This is a genomic window from Lysinibacillus sp. ACHW1.5, assembly GCF_022014815.1.
Taxonomy (GTDB): Bacteria; Bacillota; Bacilli; order Bacillales_A; family Planococcaceae; genus Lysinibacillus; species Lysinibacillus capsici.
Map to the genome: position 1 here is coordinate 2,598,660 of NZ_CP091777.1, position 19,627 is coordinate 2,618,286.

The 19,627-nt window shown below is 39.4% G+C and carries 19 protein-coding genes; 4 read left to right on the plus strand and 15 right to left on the minus strand.

What is annotated here, in order from left to right; all coding sequences use genetic code 11:
* Window positions 1-66 precede the first annotated feature (66 nt).
* The 12 genes from L6W14_RS12995 to L6W14_RS13050 form a co-directional block, all read right to left on the minus strand.
* The gene (locus L6W14_RS12995; protein ID WP_237898161.1) at window positions 67-1,428 is read right to left on the minus strand and encodes a sensor histidine kinase; all 1,362 of its coding nucleotides are present in this window, start codon (window positions 1,426-1,428) and stop codon (window positions 67-69) included.
* Entirely contained in the window at window positions 1,425-2,099 is a 675-nt protein-coding gene (locus L6W14_RS13000) for a response regulator transcription factor (RefSeq protein ID WP_131521471.1), read from the minus strand. The genes L6W14_RS12995 and L6W14_RS13000 overlap by 4 nt, the downstream gene beginning before the upstream one ends.
* A 141-nt stretch (window positions 2,100-2,240) precedes the next feature.
* Window positions 2,241-3,029: a lipid II flippase Amj family protein gene (locus L6W14_RS13005; protein ID WP_305799925.1), complete on the minus strand. Its 789-nt coding sequence runs from the start codon at window positions 3,027-3,029 to the stop codon at window positions 2,241-2,243.
* 563 nt (window positions 3,030-3,592) lie between these two features.
* Entirely contained in the window at window positions 3,593-4,084 is a 492-nt protein-coding gene (locus tag L6W14_RS13010; RefSeq protein WP_237898163.1) for a kinase, read from the minus strand.
* A gap of 15 nt (window positions 4,085-4,099) precedes the next feature.
* Window positions 4,100-5,368: an MFS transporter gene (locus tag L6W14_RS13015; RefSeq protein WP_131521472.1), complete on the minus strand. Its 1,269-nt coding sequence runs from the start codon at window positions 5,366-5,368 to the stop codon at window positions 4,100-4,102.
* A gap of 153 nt (window positions 5,369-5,521) precedes the next feature.
* On the minus strand, window positions 5,522-6,709 hold the full coding sequence (locus tag L6W14_RS13020) for an MFS transporter (RefSeq protein WP_237898164.1): 1,188 nt from the start codon (window positions 6,707-6,709) through the stop codon (window positions 5,522-5,524).
* A 220-nt stretch (window positions 6,710-6,929) separates the two neighbouring features.
* Window positions 6,930-7,799, minus strand: coding sequence for a metal ABC transporter permease (locus tag L6W14_RS13025; RefSeq protein ID WP_237898165.1), 870 nt, complete (start codon window positions 7,797-7,799; stop codon window positions 6,930-6,932).
* On the minus strand, window positions 7,796-8,668 hold the full coding sequence (locus L6W14_RS13030; RefSeq protein WP_237898166.1) for a metal ABC transporter permease: 873 nt from the start codon (window positions 8,666-8,668) through the stop codon (window positions 7,796-7,798). The genes L6W14_RS13025 and L6W14_RS13030 overlap by 4 nt, the downstream gene beginning before the upstream one ends.
* A gap of 11 nt (window positions 8,669-8,679) precedes the next feature.
* Window positions 8,680-9,408 carry a metal ABC transporter ATP-binding protein gene (locus tag L6W14_RS13035; RefSeq protein WP_048392425.1) on the minus strand — a complete coding sequence of 243 codons (729 nt, stop codon included), beginning with the start codon at window positions 9,406-9,408 and terminating at the stop codon, window positions 8,680-8,682.
* A 9-nt stretch (window positions 9,409-9,417) separates the two neighbouring features.
* Window positions 9,418-10,332, minus strand: coding sequence for a metal ABC transporter solute-binding protein, Zn/Mn family (locus L6W14_RS13040; RefSeq protein WP_237898167.1), 915 nt, complete (start codon window positions 10,330-10,332; stop codon window positions 9,418-9,420).
* Between the two features lie 152 nt (window positions 10,333-10,484).
* Window positions 10,485-10,646: a hypothetical protein gene (locus L6W14_RS13045; protein ID WP_237898168.1), complete on the minus strand. Its 162-nt coding sequence runs from the start codon at window positions 10,644-10,646 to the stop codon at window positions 10,485-10,487.
* A gap of 206 nt (window positions 10,647-10,852) precedes the next feature.
* Complete coding sequence (locus L6W14_RS13050) at window positions 10,853-11,461, minus strand: TetR/AcrR family transcriptional regulator (protein WP_066037768.1); 609 nt, start codon at window positions 11,459-11,461, stop codon at window positions 10,853-10,855.
* 160 nt (window positions 11,462-11,621) lie between these two features.
* On the opposite strand from L6W14_RS13050, the gene L6W14_RS13055 reads away from it, so the two are divergent.
* Together L6W14_RS13055 and L6W14_RS13060 are read left to right on the plus strand one after the other, a co-directional pair.
* Entirely contained in the window at window positions 11,622-12,359 is a 738-nt protein-coding gene (locus L6W14_RS13055; protein WP_237898169.1) for an SDR family NAD(P)-dependent oxidoreductase, read from the plus strand.
* A 125-nt stretch (window positions 12,360-12,484) separates the two neighbouring features.
* The gene (locus L6W14_RS13060) at window positions 12,485-13,513 is read left to right on the plus strand and encodes an S-layer homology domain-containing protein (RefSeq protein WP_066037769.1); all 1,029 of its coding nucleotides are present in this window, start codon (window positions 12,485-12,487) and stop codon (window positions 13,511-13,513) included.
* Between the two features lie 22 nt (window positions 13,514-13,535).
* Here L6W14_RS13060 and L6W14_RS13065 read toward each other — a convergent pair whose 3' ends face one another.
* On the minus strand, window positions 13,536-14,435 hold the full coding sequence (locus L6W14_RS13065; protein ID WP_103119090.1) for a LysR family transcriptional regulator: 900 nt from the start codon (window positions 14,433-14,435) through the stop codon (window positions 13,536-13,538).
* Window positions 14,436-14,696: 261 nt separating this feature from the next.
* The gene (locus L6W14_RS13070; protein ID WP_237898170.1) at window positions 14,697-15,236 is read right to left on the minus strand and encodes a flavodoxin family protein; all 540 of its coding nucleotides are present in this window, start codon (window positions 15,234-15,236) and stop codon (window positions 14,697-14,699) included.
* A 508-nt stretch (window positions 15,237-15,744) separates the two neighbouring features.
* Here L6W14_RS13070 and L6W14_RS13075 point away from each other — a divergent pair.
* Window positions 15,745-16,755: an AraC family transcriptional regulator gene (locus tag L6W14_RS13075; protein WP_131521582.1), complete on the plus strand. Its 1,011-nt coding sequence runs from the start codon at window positions 15,745-15,747 to the stop codon at window positions 16,753-16,755.
* Window positions 16,756-16,866: 111 nt separating this feature from the next.
* Window positions 16,867-17,661, plus strand: coding sequence for an SDR family NAD(P)-dependent oxidoreductase (locus L6W14_RS13080; RefSeq protein ID WP_131521477.1), 795 nt, complete (start codon window positions 16,867-16,869; stop codon window positions 17,659-17,661).
* 175 nt (window positions 17,662-17,836) lie between these two features.
* Here L6W14_RS13080 and ade read toward each other — a convergent pair whose 3' ends face one another.
* A complete protein-coding gene (gene ade, locus L6W14_RS13085) occupies window positions 17,837-19,582 on the minus strand; it encodes an adenine deaminase (RefSeq protein WP_131521478.1) in 1,746 nt (581 codons plus the stop codon).
* Window positions 19,583-19,627 lie beyond the last annotated feature (45 nt).

The following is a 19,627-nucleotide window of genomic DNA, read 5'->3' on the forward strand; positions in this document are numbered from 1 at the left end:
TATGAACACAAGATGAACAACAAAAAAATGTTACGACATCTCTATAGGAGTCGTAACATGCTTTCTTTACTTTAAGGTAATAGGTAATCTGACAATCATTGACGTCCCATGCCCAAGCTCACTCTCGACTTCAATTTCTCCTCGATGTAGCGAGACGATTTGCTTCACGATAGCAAGCCCCATCCCACTGCCTTCATACTTGTGACTATGGGAACGATCAGCCTTGAAAAATCGTTCGAATATACGATGCTGATCCGCTAAAGAAATTCCAATGCCTCTATCCGTTATTCGGACTGTCACATGATTTGCGCTTTGCTTCATGCTGATCTCAATCGTCTCATTAGGACTTGAAAATTTAATACTATTCGTAAGAATATTTGTCCATACCTGATGTAATTGATCGTAATCAGCCATGAGGCGAACAGCCTTCAACTGGAGCTCAAAATCAATATTGCGAGAGGACCATTGAGGCTGGAGGGAGACAATGACACGTCTAATTTGTTCATCTAGACTGAACGTATCGAGATGTATTGGCTGTGTCTTTGATTCTAGTAAGCTCAGCTTTAAAAGGCTATCACTCATCTTAGACATTCGATTGGCTTCCGAAATGATGATATCAAGATAACGGTTTTTCTCGTCATCCGTTACATCAACTTGTTTCAGTGCTAATGCGTAACCAGAAATGGAGGTAAGTGGAGACTGCACCTCATGGGACACATTCGATACAAAATCTCTCCTCATTTGCTCTAGCTGCTGTAACTCCTCCGCCATATCTTCAAAGCTTTTAGCCAACGTACCTAACTCCCCTGATTGCTTAATATTTAATTCGACATTGAAATCACCACCAGCAATATGTTTAGTGGCTTGTGTTAGTTTTTTGATGGGCTTGACTAAAAACATCGCTGCAACTAAAAACACAACGCTTCCTATTACTAAGGCATAAGTAGCAAAATTCAGAATCAACTTGATGGAAAAGGAGGTTGAAGGTAAAGCAATCGTTTGGATAAACATCGCTCTTGTTCCCATTTCAGTTGTTAGAGGTATGCCGACAAGTATGGATGAAATACCACTTGGAATTACTTGAATGACCTCTCCATCCAGTACAGCTTGTACTTGTTCCATTGTTACAGGGGCTAACTCATTGCCATGAAGCTTTCCGTAAGCCATAAACTGCCCTGTTTCTTCATAAATGCGAACATGATAGGATTCAAGCTGATGCATATCGCGTATAAAACGATCGGCTTCATGATATGGCAATGTGTCAAAAATTTGTACCATGTCTTGTCCAAAATTTAGTAAGGGAATTTGCAAGTTTTCATTTAATTTATCTTTAAATACCCATGTTGCCATGAAAAAAGAGATAACAGTCCCCCCAATGACAGCAACTAGAAAGATTAAAACGACGCGAGTATATAAAGATTTAATCATTCCTCAACCTCAAGCCTATAGCCCAGACCCCTTATTGTGTCGATATGAAAATCAGTGATGGTGTTGAAGCGCTCACGCAGGCGCTTAATATGTACATCGATGGTTCGATTATCTCCCGCATAATCAATCCCCCAAATTTGATCGATCAGTTGTTCTCTTGTATAGACTTGTCCAGGTGTTTCGGCAAGCTTATATAATAATTCAAATTCCTTGAGCGGTAGTGAAATAACATCTTTTCCTCTCATAATTTTATAGGTCTGACGGTCCAGCGTGATTTGACCAAGTTGAATGGTCTGCGAATGGCCAATCCTGTAGCGCTTCAAAAGTGCCTTTACACGTACAGTTAGCTCTAACGGATCAAATGGCTTTGTTAAATAATCATCCGTTCCAAGCTCAAAGCCCTTCACTTTTTCCCATGTTTCCCCTCTTGCAGTCAGCATCAGTAGAGGAAGATCCGTATTCATTTTGCGGAGCTCCTTACATAGTGTCCAGCCATCCATTGTTGGCATCATAATATCCAGTACAACAAGATCAATAGATGTTGAGCCGTAGATGGCTAATGCTTCTTTACCATCTCCTGCCTCCATTGTAGTGAACCCGTCTTTGCGCAGAAAAAGGCAAACAAGTTCACGAATGTTCGCATCATCATCCGCAACAAGTATCGTCGGCATACATTCGTTCCCCTCTTTTCGAATCTATTATTCACCCACATTATACTATATAATTTCTTTACTTCTCCCCTACCACACCTCACGATTAATTGCTGTGGCCTAAAAAACCACTTCCTAAAAATAGAAAGGAAGTGGTTCTAATCAAGCAATTAACTTTGCAAACCATGCAACGTAATGAGCACCTGGAATCAATAATAACTGTGCCACAATGGTTCCTAAAAATCTGGAGAACATCATCATAACAGACATTCTTTTCAGGTCTAGATAGCTTCCTCTCTTATTGATCACATCATCTGCTAGAATGGATATTTTCGGGTCAATGAATAGGATTAATAGTATTGTTGCAATGCCATTAATTAATCCAGATGCCATAACAGCAGTAGTCTTTAATTGTGGTACTAATAATGTGGCATACAATGCAGATAAAACGCCAATCGTATAGATAGCTGTAATAACAATATTGATAACAAATAATTTAATCGGGATATCCTGTAGACGAATGCCTTTTAAATAACTAAAATTCGGTGTATGAATATGCTTCATCCCCCGTCTTACATAGTCAAATGTAAAGCCCTTTTTCAATAAAGCCGGGATTGAGCCTCTTTCCTCAGCCAAATGAACGATAGCTCTTGAAAAAATGGCTACAAAGGTGGGGATAAGTAAGATTCCTACGATTGTTCCAAGCGAAGCCGCTCCAATAATTAGTCGAAATTGATGTTCTACAAATGCCATGGCATTCTCCGTAGGTGCTGTATCAACAAGGCTCCCTGTGAATGGTTGTTGCATCATATTTGCTAACCTCGACACCATGACCATTACATTAAAAAGAGATAAAGCCGAAGCTAGTAATTTGACACGTGCTCCTGATAAACGAACTGCATATGCAAGCGTTTCAATCGCATGAATGATTAAAATAAATAAAGCAATCATGATTAATTTTTCTGTTATTAAATCCACATATGTACCTACTCTTTGCTTTCTAACAATTTAATATTGTAACGCTTATTCAATAAAATAGTTCCAATTGAAAAAATGTGCTGTCCACGCCATAAAAGGTAATTATAAAAGTCGAGAGGTTGATTTCCGTTCCGCCAGCGTACTTTCTAAGGGGTCGTCCGATTAGCCGCTTCACTCACTTGCGTTCGCTCCAGGGTCTCATCTGTGACGCTAAATCCCCAAGGAGTAACGCTGGCTCCTCTCCAATCAACCATTCTACAAAAGTGTCTTTTCCTCTTTCATACTGGCAGTAGTGATGAGTGACTACCCTCGCCATAAAGAGTAGTGAACACCTTTGTTTTATTTGAAAATTTTTTCTAAAAAAAGAAACATTTTAACGGGTTGGAGTGGAAGGCTACTTGAATCTTCTTGAATAGCGATACAGGTAACCTCTAAACGGAGCTGTGTTCGCCCAGAGGAAAGCATGTAACCTGCACGGAAATTTTTCAACACTATGAAAAAACTTACCCTACGAAAGGGTAAGTTTTTTGTTACTTCTACAGTTGCTTTACCATTAATTTTAATAAATCATCCTGTGACATCTCTTCCGTCAGCAGCGTTTCACCATCCACCCCAAGATAATCATGCGGATTCCACCAAGCACGTAAAGAATCTTCTCCGAAGTCATTTTTTTTGGAGCTAGAATGATGACGAATAACGGTTTCCTCAAAAGATAAATCAAAATAATAAGTATTGGCCTTCTGATCATAGAAGTGGATTAAATCTTTTAACATAGCTCCATAACGACTGGCATATAATATTCCTTCTACAATGACAACTTCACAACGACCTTTACCATACTCTGCGATTTGACGAATTAATTCAATAGAAAGATTGCCTTCTCGATCATGCACCTTTAACATATCACGTCGGACAACATCTTGCGCAATCAAAAGTGTACCATGTCCCAGATGATGCTGAAGTTTCTTTGCAACTGTCGTTTTCCCACTACCTGAATTTCCTCGGATAATAATTAGCTTAGATGCCAATTTCCCCTTCTCCTTTTAAGCTGCTCTCCTAGACCAAATGACAACAGGAATCAATACTAACGACAATAGCCCTCCTGCTAAGGACAACACTGCATAGCTTGAATTCGCCACTACCATACCTGATAGTGCACCACCTGATGCCCCTGCCAATGCCACAAAAACATCCATCTTCCCCTGTGTTTTTGCACGGGTAGAAGGCTCCGTCGCATCAACAATTTGAGCAGTTCCACTAATTAAGCCAAAGTTCCAACCTAATCCCAGTAAAGAAAGTGCCACAATGAGTAACACCATGGAATCGCTTGGTGCAAATGCAGCCACTACGCCAGCGAGTAGTAACGTAATACCTGAAGCTATACTCATTGCTGTACGTCCGATTTTATCAACAAGAATACCTGTGACAAGTGATGGCAGATACATAGCACCTACATGAAACCCTATCACAATACCAACCTCGGCTAATCCATGTCCATGATGTTTCATATGGACAGGTGTCATTGTCATGATGGCCACCATGACAATTTGTGTCAGGACCATAACTGTTGCTCCTACCGCTAGGCCTCTTTTATTGCTAGATATAGGCATGGATGGTGTTTGATTTTCTTTGTTCATTTTTTGCTTATGTGCCTCTATGGCTTTCGCTATTTCTAGCGGGTCAGGACGCAGCATCGTAAACAATACAAGCCCCGCCATAATAAAGGCCAAAGCTGATAATAGAAATGGACCCGCTAAAGCTGGAATACCGATAGACAGTGCTACTTTTCCCATCCATTCTACTAAATTTGGACCTAAAACAGCACCAAACGTGGTCATAAGCATGGTTGTACTAATCGCCGTAGCACGTTGCTTATTATTGGCTAAATCTGTCCCAGCGTAGCGTGCCTGTAAATTAGTTGCCGTACCAGCTCCATAGATTAATAGAGAGGCAAACAATAACAAAATACTATTCATTAAAGTAGCAAGGACTACACCTATTGCACCAAGTCCACCCACTATAAAACCTGATGATAAGCCTATGCGGCGACCATAACGCTGTGATAGTTTTCCTACAATGAAAGCCGCACCCGCAGAGCCTAACGTAAATAATGCAGAGGGTACACCCGCATAGGCATCCGTTCCAAGCATTTGTTGTGCCAGTAGAGCGCCTACCGTAATACCCGCCGCAAGTCCAGCTCCCCCAAAAATTTGGGATAAGCTAACAACTATCAGTACACGCCTATATAGGTTTTTTAGTTTTTCTGGTGACTCAATATAGGACGCAATTGACTCTTGAGATTTTTCAACCATTTTTCAACCTTCTTTCTCTATGTATATCAAATAAGATTACTTGAATTAATGAAGAAGGAACCGTCTCCATCTAGACAGTTCCTTTCCTATGCTACCACCTTTTTATACCTCTATCGTATGCCCCAATTGGTGTCATGCATAAAGGACATGATATTAATGTGCATGCATAACGACATTCTTTTTCTTAGCGTAAAATAAGAAAGTAGTGGTTAAACTTAAGCTTATGATTCCGAAAACAAGTCCCATACCACTTAAACCAATTAAATCTAGCATCATACCTGTCGATAAAAGCACGATTTGAAAGACGACGGAATCAATCATGTTGCGGAATGAGAAAAAGCGTCCATGAAACTGTTTGGGTACTTGTTTTTGGAAAATTACCATTGTCGTTGGGAAAAAACAGCCAACTGAAAAGCCAAAAACGCCAAATGCCACTAAAGCGAAAAATGGAATATCTGCCAGTAATAATAGGAGCTCCATTGAGCCGATAATAAAGGCCAATGAAAAAAGCAGTGTACCCATTTGTACACGGTCAGCAATCATTTTCAAACCAGCTGCACCAAGCATAAATCCGATACCTTCCACCGTATACAATAATCCTGAAATTGTGGTAGATTGATGAATTTCAGATATTTTCATAATCACTAAATTAAAAGAGCCTAAAAATAATGTAGGAATTAACATTAAGACAAGCGTCATCAAGACGACTGGATGCTCTTTCACCATCGGTAACACTTCTTTAAAATTCCCTTTTTCTTTGTTTGTCATCGTTTCCGTAGATGCTTCATCCAATTGCAATAAACTAGTAATGACAAACATGCCTAAATAGACAATAAATGAAATAATATATAACCATTTTAACTCAAAAAAACTGAGCATAAACCCGGCAGCGGCTGTACCGATGATCCTTGAAATGGTTCTCGCATTCATTTGCCAAGCATTTAATGTAATTAAATCCTGTTCCTTCGCAATCATGGGAATAATAGATTGCAAGGCAGGCATATAAAATGCTGCTGTTATTTGCAGCGTGATTAAAAATAGAATCATCCAAATGACCGAATTAGTATAAAGTGCGATAAACATAAATAAAACACTGATGATGCGTCCGATACTCGCCATCTGGACAACCGTTTTTTTCTTCGATTGGTCAATGATACGTCCTGCCATTGGACCAACAACTAAGCCTGCTAAAATACCACAAGAAATAATTAATGATTTGTGAAAGTCAGAAGGTACTACCTCTTGCATAAAGGCTAAATTGCCAATAATGCCAGCCCATAAGCCGAGACCTACGACAAATTCACCTAATAAAATAATCCATACGTTTCGATTTCTCCACATGCTGTTCTCCTTGTTGCTATCATAAAATTTATCGTAACAAAATTTTAAATATTCGTACATAAAAATATAGAAAAATTTGCTAGATGCTACTATTCTTTCTCTTTCTAGTTTATCTTAACGAGTATACTATTTTTCCTAGAAGGAGTACTCATTCAAAAGTTTGAACTTGTCCTCAAAAGAAAAAACATCGTTTGATGGGCGTATCAAACGACGTTTTTCATTAAGAAGTTTCTAGTTTATGAACAAGTACTTTTTTTCTACGCTCAACGATTTTTTGACAAATGAATGTCACGATAAAAATGAAGCCGACTGTTGTTGCCATCATACCTGCTATAGAGGTATCCCAAAATTTCGCTAAATAATAGCCAATGACGGAAGCAGCAGCTCCAAAGAGCATACTATAGACGAACATTTGCTTAATCGTCTTGCTGATTAAATAGGAGGTAGCAGCTGGCCCAATCAACATGGCAACCACTAAAATGGCCCCTACACTATCAAAAGCTGCCACTGTTGTAAACGAAATCGATGTCATAAAGCCATAATGAAGAAAGACAACGGGAATGCCGAGGGTTGCTGCATACACAGGGTCAAACGTCGCAAGCTTCATTTCTTTAAAGAATAGGAGTAGGAACGCAATATTAATGACGAGGACGAGTAAGAGCATCCATACTGCCTTAGGCATTGCCAGCCCAAGCAATGTCCATTTATCCCAAGGAACAAAAGCAATTTCTCCCATTAAAACATGCTCAACATCTAAGTGCACATTGCCTGCAAATAAGGTGATAAGGAGAACACCTGCTGCAAACAGAGATGTAAACACTACGCCTATCGCTGCGTCTTCTTGAATACCAGAAGAATGTAATAATTGCACAAGATAGGCTGTTAAAATCCCTGCAAACGCAGCACCTACCAACATCCAAAAACCATTCAACGTTTGGGTAATAAGGTAAGCCATCACGATGCCAAAGAGCACTGTATGACTGATGGCATCTGCAATCATGGACATTCTACGCAAGATGAGGAAGACACCTGCAATTCCACAAGTTACCCCAACTAACAGTCCCGTGAATACAACCCAAAATTCGATCATCCTACACCACCCTGCTTTCGAAATTGCATTTTCCTACGATATTTACTAATTTGACCAGTTGGACTTATAAAATACGATAGAAAGAATATACCTGCTGCCACTAAGACAATTATAGGACCCGTCGATAACCCTGTTCGAATCGCACTAATAAAGGTTCCTGTTATGCCAGCGATACCTCCAATCGCAGCACTTAAAATGAGCATTGTGCTCAATTTTTTTGTCCATAACTTGGCACTGGCAGCAGGAATAATTAATAAAGCTGACATTAAAATAACGCCAACAGCTTGTATACCTGTAACAATTGTCATGACAATTAAAACCGTTAATGTTGCCTTTAAAGCCTCAATTGGTAAGCCAATCCCTTTTGCATAAACAGGATCAAAGATCAGTAGCTTCCATTCCTTATAAAGCAAGAGACTAACCACAATAATGATGGTTGCACTAATAAAGAGCCACATTAAATCTGCCTTGGTCATCGTCGCTGCTTTACCGAAAATAAAATTATTCAGACCACTCTGATTCCCCAGTGGGCTACGGTTAACCACTGTTAAAAATACAACACCAACACCAAAAAATACGGTGAGGACTAATCCAATGGCAGCGTCAGCCTTCATTTTTGAAAATGACACAATCCATTGAATACAATACACAGATAATGCAGATGTAATGCCCGCTCCTAGCATTAAAATTGGCAATTCCTTTTGACCTGTTAGCAGGAACGCAAGAGCAATACCTGGTAATGCTGCATGCGCAGCAGCATCCCCAACTAGACTTTGTTTCTGTAAGAAGGAGAACGTGCCTGTGACGCCTGCTGCAATGCCAAGTAACATCGTTCCACTCAGTACCCACAATAAGTTACCGCTTAACATTATGTCCCTCCTTACACATGCTGCATCATGAAAAGTTTACCACCATATGTTTTTTGTAATTGCTCTGGTGTAAAAACATCTTCCGTTGCGCCTGATGCTAAAATCGTTTTGTTTAATAGAATCGTATAGTCAAAGTATTCCTTGACGGTTTGAAGATCGTGATGCACAACAAAAATACTTTTTCCCTGTGCCTTTAAATCCTTTAGAATATCAATAATCGTTTTTTCTGTCGCAGCATCTACTCCTGCAAATGGTTCATCTAAAAAATATATATCTGCATTTTGTGCAAGGGCTCTAGCTAGGAATACACGCTGTTGCTGGCCTCCTGAAAGCTGCCCGATGGAACGCTCTGCAAAATCCTGCATCCCAACACTTGCTAAAGCTTGTCGAGCAACAATTTTATCCTGCTTAGACGGTCTTTTAAATAGGCCTGTATGGCCATAACGCCCCATGAGCACCACATCCAACGCATTTGTTGGGAAATCCCAATCCACCGCATTACGCTGAGGCACATAGCCTACGACTAAACTCTTTGGCTCAAACACCTTCCCTAAAATTTCTACCTTTCCCACTTTATTAGGAAGCTGATTTAAAATGGCCTTTAAAAATGTGGATTTCCCTGCACCATTTGGGCCAATAATGGCAGCTAGATGACCTGTAGGCACTGTTACACAGGCATTTTCTAATACTGTTTTTTTATCATACGCAACTGATAGATTTTCCACTGTTAATGCATACATATTCTTCACCTACTTTAATGCATCGACGATCGTGTCGATGTTATGTTGATACATACCTATATACGTACCTTCTGTTGTTCCTTCAGCTCCCATAGCATCTGAGAATAATTCCCCACCGATGACAATGTCGTGGCCTTTCTCCTTAGCCCCTTCAATAACAGCTTTCATTGCCTTATCGGACACACTGGATTCTATAAAAAGAGCCTTAATCTTATTTTCTACTAAGAAATCAACCATCTCCTGGACATCCTTCACACCATACTCTGAATCCGTACTCAGTCCTTGCAAGCCACGTACTTCAAATCCCTGACTTCTGCCAAAGTAATTGAATGCATCATGAGCCGTTACTAATATTCTTTGTTGCTGTGGTATTTCATTCACACGCTTTTCTGCGTAGCTTTGTAAATCATCCAGCTTTTTCAAGTAAGCTGCTTCATTTGTTTGAAAATCTACTTTAAATTCAGGGTATTCTTCCTGAAGCTGCGTACTGATTGCCTTGACAACACCTTTCCAAAGCTCAACATCAAACCAAATATGTGGATCATGGAGCATGGCATCCGTATCACTGGCAAGCAGTTGCTTTTCATCTAATGTCTCGCCCACTGCCAAGACCGTTTTATCCTTCGCCATTTGTTCAAATATATCGAGCATTTGTCCTTCTAAATGTAAGCCATTATAAAAAATGACTTCTGCTTTATCCAATTTCGATAAATCACTTTGAGTCGCCTTGTAGAGATGGGGATCTACGCCTGGACCCATCAATGCTGATACCTGTAAATGATCACCACTGATTTCTTTAATCGCATCTGCAATTTGTCCTGTGGTTGCAACCACAATGCCTTCTTTTTCACCCTCTGTTTCTGCTGAACAGCCAAATAATAGAAATGAGAGTGATAATACCACCACACCTAACCATTGTTTCATTTTCCTACCTCAACTTTCTCTTTATTAAGCAATTGTTTGAAAAAAGTGCCTAAACTACGAAGTAACCAATTGGCGGACAAGCCGTAAATTGGTTGTCATGCCCGCCCTAGTCGTATTCAACGCCAATATCCCAACTTTTTCCACACAATACCTTAATTTATATTCATTTTCCTGACAAGCTGGCGCCAGCTCATCCAGAAAAGGATTAACATCATACCTGCGCCTACTGAATCGGTCAGTTTCCATACGATTGCTAAAATAATTAAAATGGCCATTGGAAGAATCGTCAGTTTGAAATCACCTAAATCTTTCATTCACGCACTCTTCTTTCTTTGGAGATATTTTGTTTCCCTTAGGAAAAATATATGCTTAATACAAAGAAAATTCAACTACTTTATGAAAATTTCTTTAAAAAAATTTTTTTCTTATACAAAAATTAGTTTAGCCCAAACAAAAAAATCCCTAATGCAGACATTAGAGATTCTTTTATAAAAATACATAGATTTATGTTAATATACTTTTATTCTTCTTTTTCTAGCGGCTTTCCTATAAATTCAAATGCATAAATATGTGTTTTTGTTAATTCAATAATATCCTTGATTAAAGCTTCTTCTGATTTTTCATAGCCGCTTGCAATCCATTGCATCATCAATCCATAAAAGCCGTAGGAAGTATAATGCTTGAACATGTTCATGTTGACAGGCTGCTGATTGATCGTCTCAAATTTAAATTGCTCTTGATAAATTTTTGTGATCGTTAAGGGCATACGGGTGTGCAACCCAGGAATCGTATCTTCCACATTCAGCAGCTCGAAAAACAAACGGTGCTTATAAATGTAATGAATAATATTAAAGGATGGTGCTTTCAATTTTGTCGTGTATACCTTTTCTCCATATAGGTAGGGTTCACCTACTGCCACTTCCAGACCATTCAACATTTGTTCTAGTAAATTCTCTGCTAGTTCAAATTTATCTTGAAAATGCACATAAAAGGTACTACGGTTATAGCCCGCTCGTTCTACAATATCCTTCACTGTAATGGCTTGAAAACCATGTTGTTTCATTAAATCGACAAACGCTTCATAAAAATGACGGCGGGTTCTTTCTTGTCTTTGTGTCCATTTTGGCAATTTTACTTCCCCCTTTTAGACATTTCAGGCACATATGTCTACTAGTTAGATATTTACTACGACATTAATGATTGTTTCCGTTTTCAGGCGTTTTACAATAAAAGTACACCGTGATTTACACAGTGTGCAAGAAAAAAGTTTGTTTAAGGGAGTGTCATGTATGGGGAAATTACAAGATAAAGTCGCAATTATTACAGGTGGTGCTTCTGGTATCGGTGCTGCAACAGCCCAATTATTTGTAGCAGAGGGAGCAAAAGTGGTGCTTGTGGACCTAAACGAGGAAAAAGGCGAAGCATTTGCAGCTGAACTACAGGCAACAGGAGCAGAAGCCATGTTTATCAAAGCAAATGTAACGGATGAACAGGAAGTAGCAGCTATTTATCAAACAACTATTGAGGCATTTGGCAAAGTCGATGTCCTTTTTAATAATGCAGGGATTGGTCGTGTTACGCCAACTGAGGAGCTTCCTTATGCGGAATGGCGTCAAACTGTAAATGTAGACTTAGATGGTGTATTTTTAATGGCGCAGGCTGCCATCAAAGAAATGCTAAAAGCGAATGGTGGTACAATCGTTAATACAGCTTCGATGTATGGTTGGGTTGGCTCGCCAGGATCAGCTGCTTATAATGCAGCAAAAGGAGGCGTGATTAATTTAACACGTTCATTAGCATTAGAATTTGCTACGCGAGGGATTCGTGTCAATGCCCTATGTCCAGGCTTTATTGATACACCAATTATCCCAGAAGAAAGTAAGGAGCCATTACGTCAGATCACACCTATGCAACGACTAGGACAACCAGAGGAAATGGCAAAAGCTGTTTTATTTATGGCATGTGACGATTCAACGTTTATGACAGGGAACACATTAACAGTAGATGGTGGCTACACAGCCCAATAACGACGTTTAAAATAATCGCTACCCGACAAAGGGCAGCGATTATTTTTTCACTAGAAAAATTTGCAGTTTTTATCCATTTCCTGCAAACTATTACTAAAGCGAGCAAGAAAGGATGAAGACAACAAATGAAAAAATTAATAGGTACATTATTATTTTCTATTCTGATTATAGCTAGTGCAGGCAATGTACAAGCTGCTGGCTTTCGAGACGTATCAAAGGATCATTATGCATATGAAGCTATTTTATGGGCAGAAGAATATGATATTGTTAATGGCTTTACAGACGGTACATTTAAACCAAATGCTACCATTACTGAACAGCAATTAGCAAAACTATTAGCCAATTTTTATGAGCTCGAAACACCTATCGACGAATTAAAAAAGCAAACGCCTTCGGCAAACTGGTCGGATGAATTCTATAACCAACTCGCAAGCTATGGGGTGCCTTTAAATGGCTATTTCGACAACCGAATCCGAGCGGCTACTGTGAAGCGTGGTGTAGTGGCACAGGCTATTGCTCATTTAGCTAGCGGTAAGAAGGGCTTAGATCAATCTATTCAATTTTTACTTGATACCTATATTTCTTCAGGGCTAAATCCACAGTATGAAGAGCGCAATTTACAAAAGTTTTATGGCGTGACAAGCAACATGACCCGTGCGCAAGTTGTCACGATGCTCTATCGTATGGACGAACGAAATTATTATGAAATTTCAGCGGATGCACAAGCCATTCATGAGAATGCCAACAACGTATCTTTAAATAATAGGGCAAAAAATGCTCAAAATCAGCTCGACAAATCATTACAGCAGGCTACTCCTAGTAAAAGCGCATGGGAAGGTGTGTATACTTACTACTATAAATGGGGTAAGGGTACAAATGAGTTTAACCGCCGTGATGCTATAATCTCCAATGCCACAAACAAGAGCTTTTCTATTGCTTTAACGGCGAATGATGGCTCCGCTTCAGGTAGTGTAAATGGCACAGCCACAATTACAAGCAATACGAAAGCCCTTATGAATACATCCTCGAATGGCAATCGTTGTGTTGTCGAGTTTGAACGTTTATCTAATAATGCCCTAAAGGTGTCCGAGATTGATTGTCGTGCTGAACGTAATGAAGGCACCAATTTTTCGGGTACCCTCAAGCAGCAATAATTTGTAACAGAGTCTGAATCATTCAGGCTCTTTTTTCATCCTTAAAAGCTTCATAGCTATGTTTGGCGATGGCAATAAAATCTTCGAGACAGGGATGCATATGCTTATCTTTATGCCATGCAATATCTGTATAAATTGGCGCTAAATCAATTGTGGACGGTACTTCCATTAATTGCCCACTTTCCAGCTCCTTCTCTACAACCATTTTAGGTAAAAATGTAATACCTAACCCTGCCATCACACATTGCTTGATTGCTTCAATACTGGCGAATTCAATCATTTGTAAGGGATTGACACCCTCTTGCTGTAGCTGTGCTTCTAAATGATTACGATAGGAGCACCCTGTTTCTGTTAACAACATCGTTTCAGTTGAAATTTGTTGAGCCGATAGAGGCTGACTAATTTCTTTGGGGGCACTCACAAAAACAAGCTGTTCCTGAATCAATCGCTCTCGCTTGAGCATGGCTGTTTCCTGATAAGTGTCCGTTATCAATGCAATATCAAGTTTACCAGCTTGTAATAAATCCTTTGCAATAGCTGTTGTATGCACAGGCTTGAAAATGATTTTCACTTGCGGGTGTGCTTGTTGAAATTGCTGTAAAATACTTGGTAGTCGATAGACACACTGACTTTCCTGTGCCCCTACCTTCAATAGGACTTGCTCCTGCTCGTTGGATATAGCTTTTTTCATTTCACGGTCTAGCTCAAGCATTTTTTTTGCATAATGCTGTAGACGCTTGCCCTCTTCTGTGAGAATAATGCGCTTGCCAAGCCGCTCAAAAAGATGAACACCTAACTCTTGTTCTAATGTTTTTATCTGAGCTGTAATACTCGATTGAGCGTAGTCAAGAAGCTGAGCTGTCTGTGTAAAGCTTAATGTTTCAGCTGCAGTAAAAAACGTTTGAAGCTGCTTAATATCCATCACTTGAACCCCTTCATCTATTTCTTCGATAGTTTTGTTGAAACATTCATCCTTTTCGATAATAAAATCCAATATACACTAGTTTGTAGCTGAAAGAAAGAGATGGCTGCATTTACCAATAGCGCAAGTAAATATCTAACATCAAAAGAACCTTTCATCATATAAAGAGAAACGAATTTGGAGACTTCTTTCCTCCAAATTCGTTTCATTGTATTGTGCTATAAAAATAGTCAATATCATCTAAAGGCCAATAAGGTCGACTTATTGTAATTCTTTTCTAAGATGATCAGCTGCAGACAATGCTTTTAGATCTTGAAGGATCTCGCCTGGCTTGTTTCCTTCTCCTAGAATATATCCCTCAAAGGTTATCCCAACAAAATCAAAAATATGTTGAAATTGCTGAATCATTGGTAACCCCTTTATATAAGGCTCATCTCCACCAACTGCAATGACATATGCTTTTTTAGAAGACATTAATGCTTTAAAATCAGGATAATTCGGGTCTCTTAAGGTTTGTGACCATCGATCTATAAAGTTCTTCATCGCTCCTGTCATACTATACCAATAAATAGGCGTAGAAAATATAAGAATATCATGTGGAAGAATACGGTCAATGACGGCGTTATAATCATCGCTGACATCTGTGAACCCTTCCGCAGCATGACGCTTATCGATTATTGGCTGAATAACACAGTCCTTTAGATAAATTTCTTCAATTATTAGGCCTTGAGTGGCTAATTTTGTTAAAGTCTCTACATTCCCATTCGGCCGATTGCCACCGTAAATAACTGCTATTGACATTTAGAATTTCCCCGTTTCCTTGAAGTTTTTACTATTGTTCCCGTATACCTATATCTTATTATGAATTTACAATTCGATAAAGATGATTATTTCGATAAAATCAATCGAAAAAAATGATTTTAAAGGGGTTGCTCTTTTGCAAAATGGATAAAGATAGAAACATTTTTTTGCTGTATTGAGCTTCTATACCCTATTCTGTATTAAATATCTTGAGAAAAATCAAAATGTCTCTTTAGTTTTTAAGAAACGAGGATAGTGTAAAAGAGAAACATGAATACTGTGAATGATAGTGATTGAGATATGCTAAAGTTAACAAAGTATTGCATTAATCCAAGCATTAATATTCTTGTTTTCTAAAAATTTGTCGCACATAGCAAGTTAGTAGTCACTGTTTGCTAGTTACAAGGCGTGATTGAAAAGATACTATATACACTGTCCCGTTCAAACAAAGCAGGGCAAAAATCACGATATGAACAATAAATATACATGATGAAGGAGCCTCAAATTGATGTTGTTACATACCTCTAATCGTATTAAAATGCCTTTGGGATTTTGGGAAGGATTACGTCAAGTAGGAATTGCCCCGCAAGACGTGGTTCGTAAAGCACGACTACCTATCACTATTATTAAGGAACCAGTCGTCTCTATAACCCAATATTTTTCGATGTGGCAGGCTTATTCCGATATCATTGACGACACTGCTAGAGGAATCATCAAACTAGCGACTAGCTTTGAACCAACTCATTACCCACCTACTGTCCTAGTAGCCTACCATGCACGTGATTATCGTGATGCGTTAAAGAGAATGGTACGGTACAAACAACTGTGTCCGCCTGAAAGCTTGCGTATCACTGAGGAAGGTGAGGATTGTACAATCGAACTAGATTGGGCGTATACTGAGCAACCTGGTCCACCTATGCTGGTTGGTATCACACTTGCATTTCTTCTTGAGCTCGGACGTCGGGGGACAGGTCAACCGATAGCAGCAAAGTTAGTTGAATTTTCACATCCTATGGGCGATGTACAAACGCTTGAAGAGTATTTCGGTTGCAGTATCCAAATGGGTGCAACGTGTAACCGGTTGACGATACACCGTGGGGATCTGGATCGTCCCTTTGCCTCATATAACTTAGAGTTACTGGAAATGTTGACCCCTCTTCTGGATCAATCGTTGAATGAGCACCAACATAGCAGCTCCTTCACTGAGATGGTTAAATGGATAATAAAACGTAGCTTAGCAGGAGGACGCCCTGACATACAGACAGTCGCGAGCGAGTTAGGAATGAGCGACCGTACCTTGCAGCGCAGGCTTACTAGCGAATGCACGAGCTTTAAGTTTTTGTTAACACAGGTTCGACGTGATCAGGCACGCGAGTATCTAGCAGACCCCTCGCTTGATATTAAAGATGTCGCCTTCCTGATTGGATACGAAGATCAGAACTCGTTTTACCGTGCCTTCCACCTTTGGGAAGGTGATACGCCTTCAAATTGGCGTTCTAAACATGTAGGAACAAATTAGATAAATATAAAATTTTGAAACACAATAGCAATAGTCAGACATTCAAAAAAGTTGGAGTTTTATTTTTACATCCACTTTAGAAAATCAGAATAGATAGAGGAGCAATGTAATATGGATATAGGATTGAACAATAAAACAGCTTTAGTGACCGGATCTACAAGAGGTATAGGGAAAGCAATCGCTATCGAACTAGCCAAAGAAGGTGTGAACGTACTAATAAATGGACGAAATGATGAAGAGGTACAACGCACTGTAAATGAAATTAAATTAACTTATCCATCTACTTTTCCACAAAATGCTACAGCCGATATTGCTGATATACAGCAAAGAGAAGCTTTATTTGAAAAATATCCCTGTATTGATATTTTAGTTAACAATATGGGTATCTATGAAATTATGCCATATGAAGATGTTGATGATGATACATGGGAAAAATACTTTCGTATGAATGTTCTTGCGGCAAATGGATTATCTAAATTTTACTTGCCTAAAATGTTGGAAAATAATTTTGGTCGCATTATTTTTATTGCAAGTGAAGAAGCAATTATGCCCTCGGGACAAATGCCTCAATATTGCATGACAAAAACGATGCTATTATCTTTGTCAAAAAGCCTATCTAAATTAACAATAGGAAGAGAGGTTACAATTAATACAATCATGCCAGGACCAACACTCTCCGAGAATGTGTATCAAATAATTGATGGTATGTTTCCTAATAAAGACATGAGTTTTTCTGAGAAAGAGAGAGAATTTATGATGACAAACCTACCTCAATCAGAAATCCAAAGATTTATCAAACCCATCGAAATAGGGAGAATAACTACATTTGTATGTAGTCCATTTGCATCTGCATTTAAAGGTTCACCAATTCGTATGGATGGTGGTATGGTACCGACAATTTTTTAACATTCCCCTCGTCTCCATGACGATAAATCGCATGGCTGCATATTGCTCGATGAAGGAGCAGAAGGAGCATCTGGGAAAATATATTTCCACGACGTAAAAAAGATTTACCTAATTACGGTATACAGAATGATAATAAACGACCTAATCGCTTACCGCAATTAGGTCGTTCTACCGTCTATGCTTCTACTGAGATATGCTGGAAGGTTGTCACATCAAATAATCCTGTATCTGTTAGCTTTAAAGTAGGAATAACTGGTAATGCCACAAAAGAAAACGTTAGTAAAAAATGGAAATCTAATGTTGGATTAAGCGTCTTTAATGCCCTGTGCAAGCCAGCTAGCTGCTCCTTTGCCTGCTGAGCTGGTACATCTGTCATCAAGCCACCAATGGTTAATGGCATCTCCGCTAGAATTTGGCCATCCGCAACGATCACAAAACCCCCTTGGATTTCCTGAATGCGCGTAAGCGCCAGGACCATATCCTCATCATTTGTACCTACAACAAGGGCATTATGTGAATCATGAGCTACTGTTGTGGCTACTGCTCCTTTTTGTAAGCCAAAGCCTTTGACGATTCCTAAACCTGTCGTGTGTAACTGATGATGACGTTCGATGACGGCTAGTTTCAATAAATCTTGTTCTACAGACGGGACGAAAAAACCATCCTTTACAGGTACATCCATTATTACATGATTGGTAATTAGCTGATTTGGCACAATCTCCATTACATTCGCCTTTGTACCTTTTGTGAATGCTAGTTGTAGCCTATCCTTTGTAATGGTTGGTAAATGGACAGATTGGTGGATATGAGCAGGTACAACTGGCTCTTGACGATTTGTCAGCATTTTACCATCTTCAGCCACTTTCTGCCCATTTTTCCATACGGCCTTTGCTTGCATTGTGGACAAATTCTCTACTAACACAAAATCTGCCTTATAGCCTGGTGCAAGTACACCTCGATCCAATAAACGATAGCATTCTGCGGTGTTTACGGTTGCTAACTGGATTGCTTGCAATGGTGGCATTCCTTCAGCTATTGCCATGGCGATATCATAATTGATGCTACCTTCGTCAATTAACTCATCCACATATTTATCATCTGTACAAAATCCAAAGCGACGAGCATTATGTGACTGGACAGCTGGCAATAAATCACGTAAGTTTTTCGCGGCTGAGCCCTCTCGGATTAGTACATACATCCCCTGCTCTACACGGTCAATGGCTTCCTCAGCCGTTACACATTCATGATCTGTGTGAATACCCGCAGCTCGATAGCCTGTAATTTGTTCGCTTTGTAGACCTGCACAATGCCCATCAATGACTAAATTTGCTTCCTGCGATAATAAAATTTTCTGAAGCATGTCCTCTTGTCCATTTAATACCGCTGGGAAATCCATCACCTCTGCTAATCCTCGAACCTGTTCATGTTGTAAAAATGGCGCCAAATCCTTAGCCGTTAGTGTAGCACCTGCATTTTCAAACTGTGTACCCGGTACACTGGATGGCAGCATCACAAAAATATCCATATCTGCCTTTTGTGCATCATCGAGCATAAATTGAATACCTTCTGCTCCTGCGACATTGGCGATCTCATGAGGGTCTGTCATCACTGTTGTAATCCCATGAGGAAGTAAAACGCGACTAAATTCCCCTGGTGTCAACATAGAAGACTCAATATGTATATGACCATCAATTAAACCAGGAATGACATAGCCTCCTGCCGCATCCTCTTCCTGTTTAGCGTGAAACTTATTCGTGCGATCTAGAGCAACAATCACACCATTCTTTACGACGATATCTGCTTTTTGCCATGTTAACGAAAAAACATCCGCAATTTGCGCATTTCTCAGTATAAAATCTGCCTCTAGTTTTCCTTGAGATGATAATACATTTTGTGTTAGCTGCTGTAATTTTATCGACATAACCTATACTCCTTTTTCTTTTAAGAACTATCATGCCAAAAAGAT

Excerpts from the sequence above, each read along its gene's own strand:
- L6W14_RS12995 (WP_237898161.1), bottom strand. The coding sequence starts at position 1,428 with ATGATTAAATCTTTATATACTCGCGTCGTTTTAATCTTTCTAGTTGCT.
- L6W14_RS13000 (WP_131521471.1), bottom strand. The coding sequence starts at position 2,099 with ATGCCGACGATACTTGTTGCGGATGATGATGCGAACATTCGTGAACTT.
- L6W14_RS13005 (WP_305799925.1), bottom strand. The coding sequence starts at position 3,029 with ATGATTGCTTTATTTATTTTAATCATTCATGCGATTGAAACGCTTGCA.
- L6W14_RS13015 (WP_131521472.1), bottom strand. The coding sequence starts at position 5,368 with ATGGTTGAAAAATCTCAAGAGTCAATTGCGTCCTATATTGAGTCACCA.
- L6W14_RS13020 (WP_237898164.1), bottom strand. The coding sequence starts at position 6,709 with ATGTGGAGAAATCGAAACGTATGGATTATTTTATTAGGTGAATTTGTC.
- L6W14_RS13025 (WP_237898165.1), bottom strand. The coding sequence starts at position 7,799 with ATGATCGAATTTTGGGTTGTATTCACGGGACTGTTAGTTGGGGTAACT.
- L6W14_RS13030 (WP_237898166.1), bottom strand. The coding sequence starts at position 8,668 with ATGTTAAGCGGTAACTTATTGTGGGTACTGAGTGGAACGATGTTACTT.
- L6W14_RS13035 (WP_048392425.1), bottom strand. The coding sequence starts at position 9,408 with ATGTATGCATTAACAGTGGAAAATCTATCAGTTGCGTATGATAAAAAA.
- L6W14_RS13040 (WP_237898167.1), bottom strand. The coding sequence starts at position 10,332 with ATGAAACAATGGTTAGGTGTGGTGGTATTATCACTCTCATTTCTATTA.
- L6W14_RS13045 (WP_237898168.1), bottom strand. The coding sequence starts at position 10,646 with ATGAAAGATTTAGGTGATTTCAAACTGACGATTCTTCCAATGGCCATT.
- L6W14_RS13055 (WP_237898169.1), top strand. The coding sequence starts at position 11,622 with ATGGGGAAATTACAAGATAAAGTCGCAATTATTACAGGTGGTGCTTCT.
- L6W14_RS13060 (WP_066037769.1), top strand. The coding sequence starts at position 12,485 with ATGAAAAAATTAATAGGTACATTATTATTTTCTATTCTGATTATAGCT.
- L6W14_RS13065 (WP_103119090.1), bottom strand. The coding sequence starts at position 14,435 with ATGGATATTAAGCAGCTTCAAACGTTTTTTACTGCAGCTGAAACATTA.
- L6W14_RS13070 (WP_237898170.1), bottom strand. The coding sequence starts at position 15,236 with ATGTCAATAGCAGTTATTTACGGTGGCAATCGGCCGAATGGGAATGTA.
- L6W14_RS13075 (WP_131521582.1), top strand. The coding sequence starts at position 15,745 with ATGTTGTTACATACCTCTAATCGTATTAAAATGCCTTTGGGATTTTGG.
- L6W14_RS13080 (WP_131521477.1), top strand. The coding sequence starts at position 16,867 with ATGGATATAGGATTGAACAATAAAACAGCTTTAGTGACCGGATCTACA.
- ade (WP_131521478.1), bottom strand. The coding sequence starts at position 19,582 with ATGTCGATAAAATTACAGCAGCTAACACAAAATGTATTATCATCTCAA.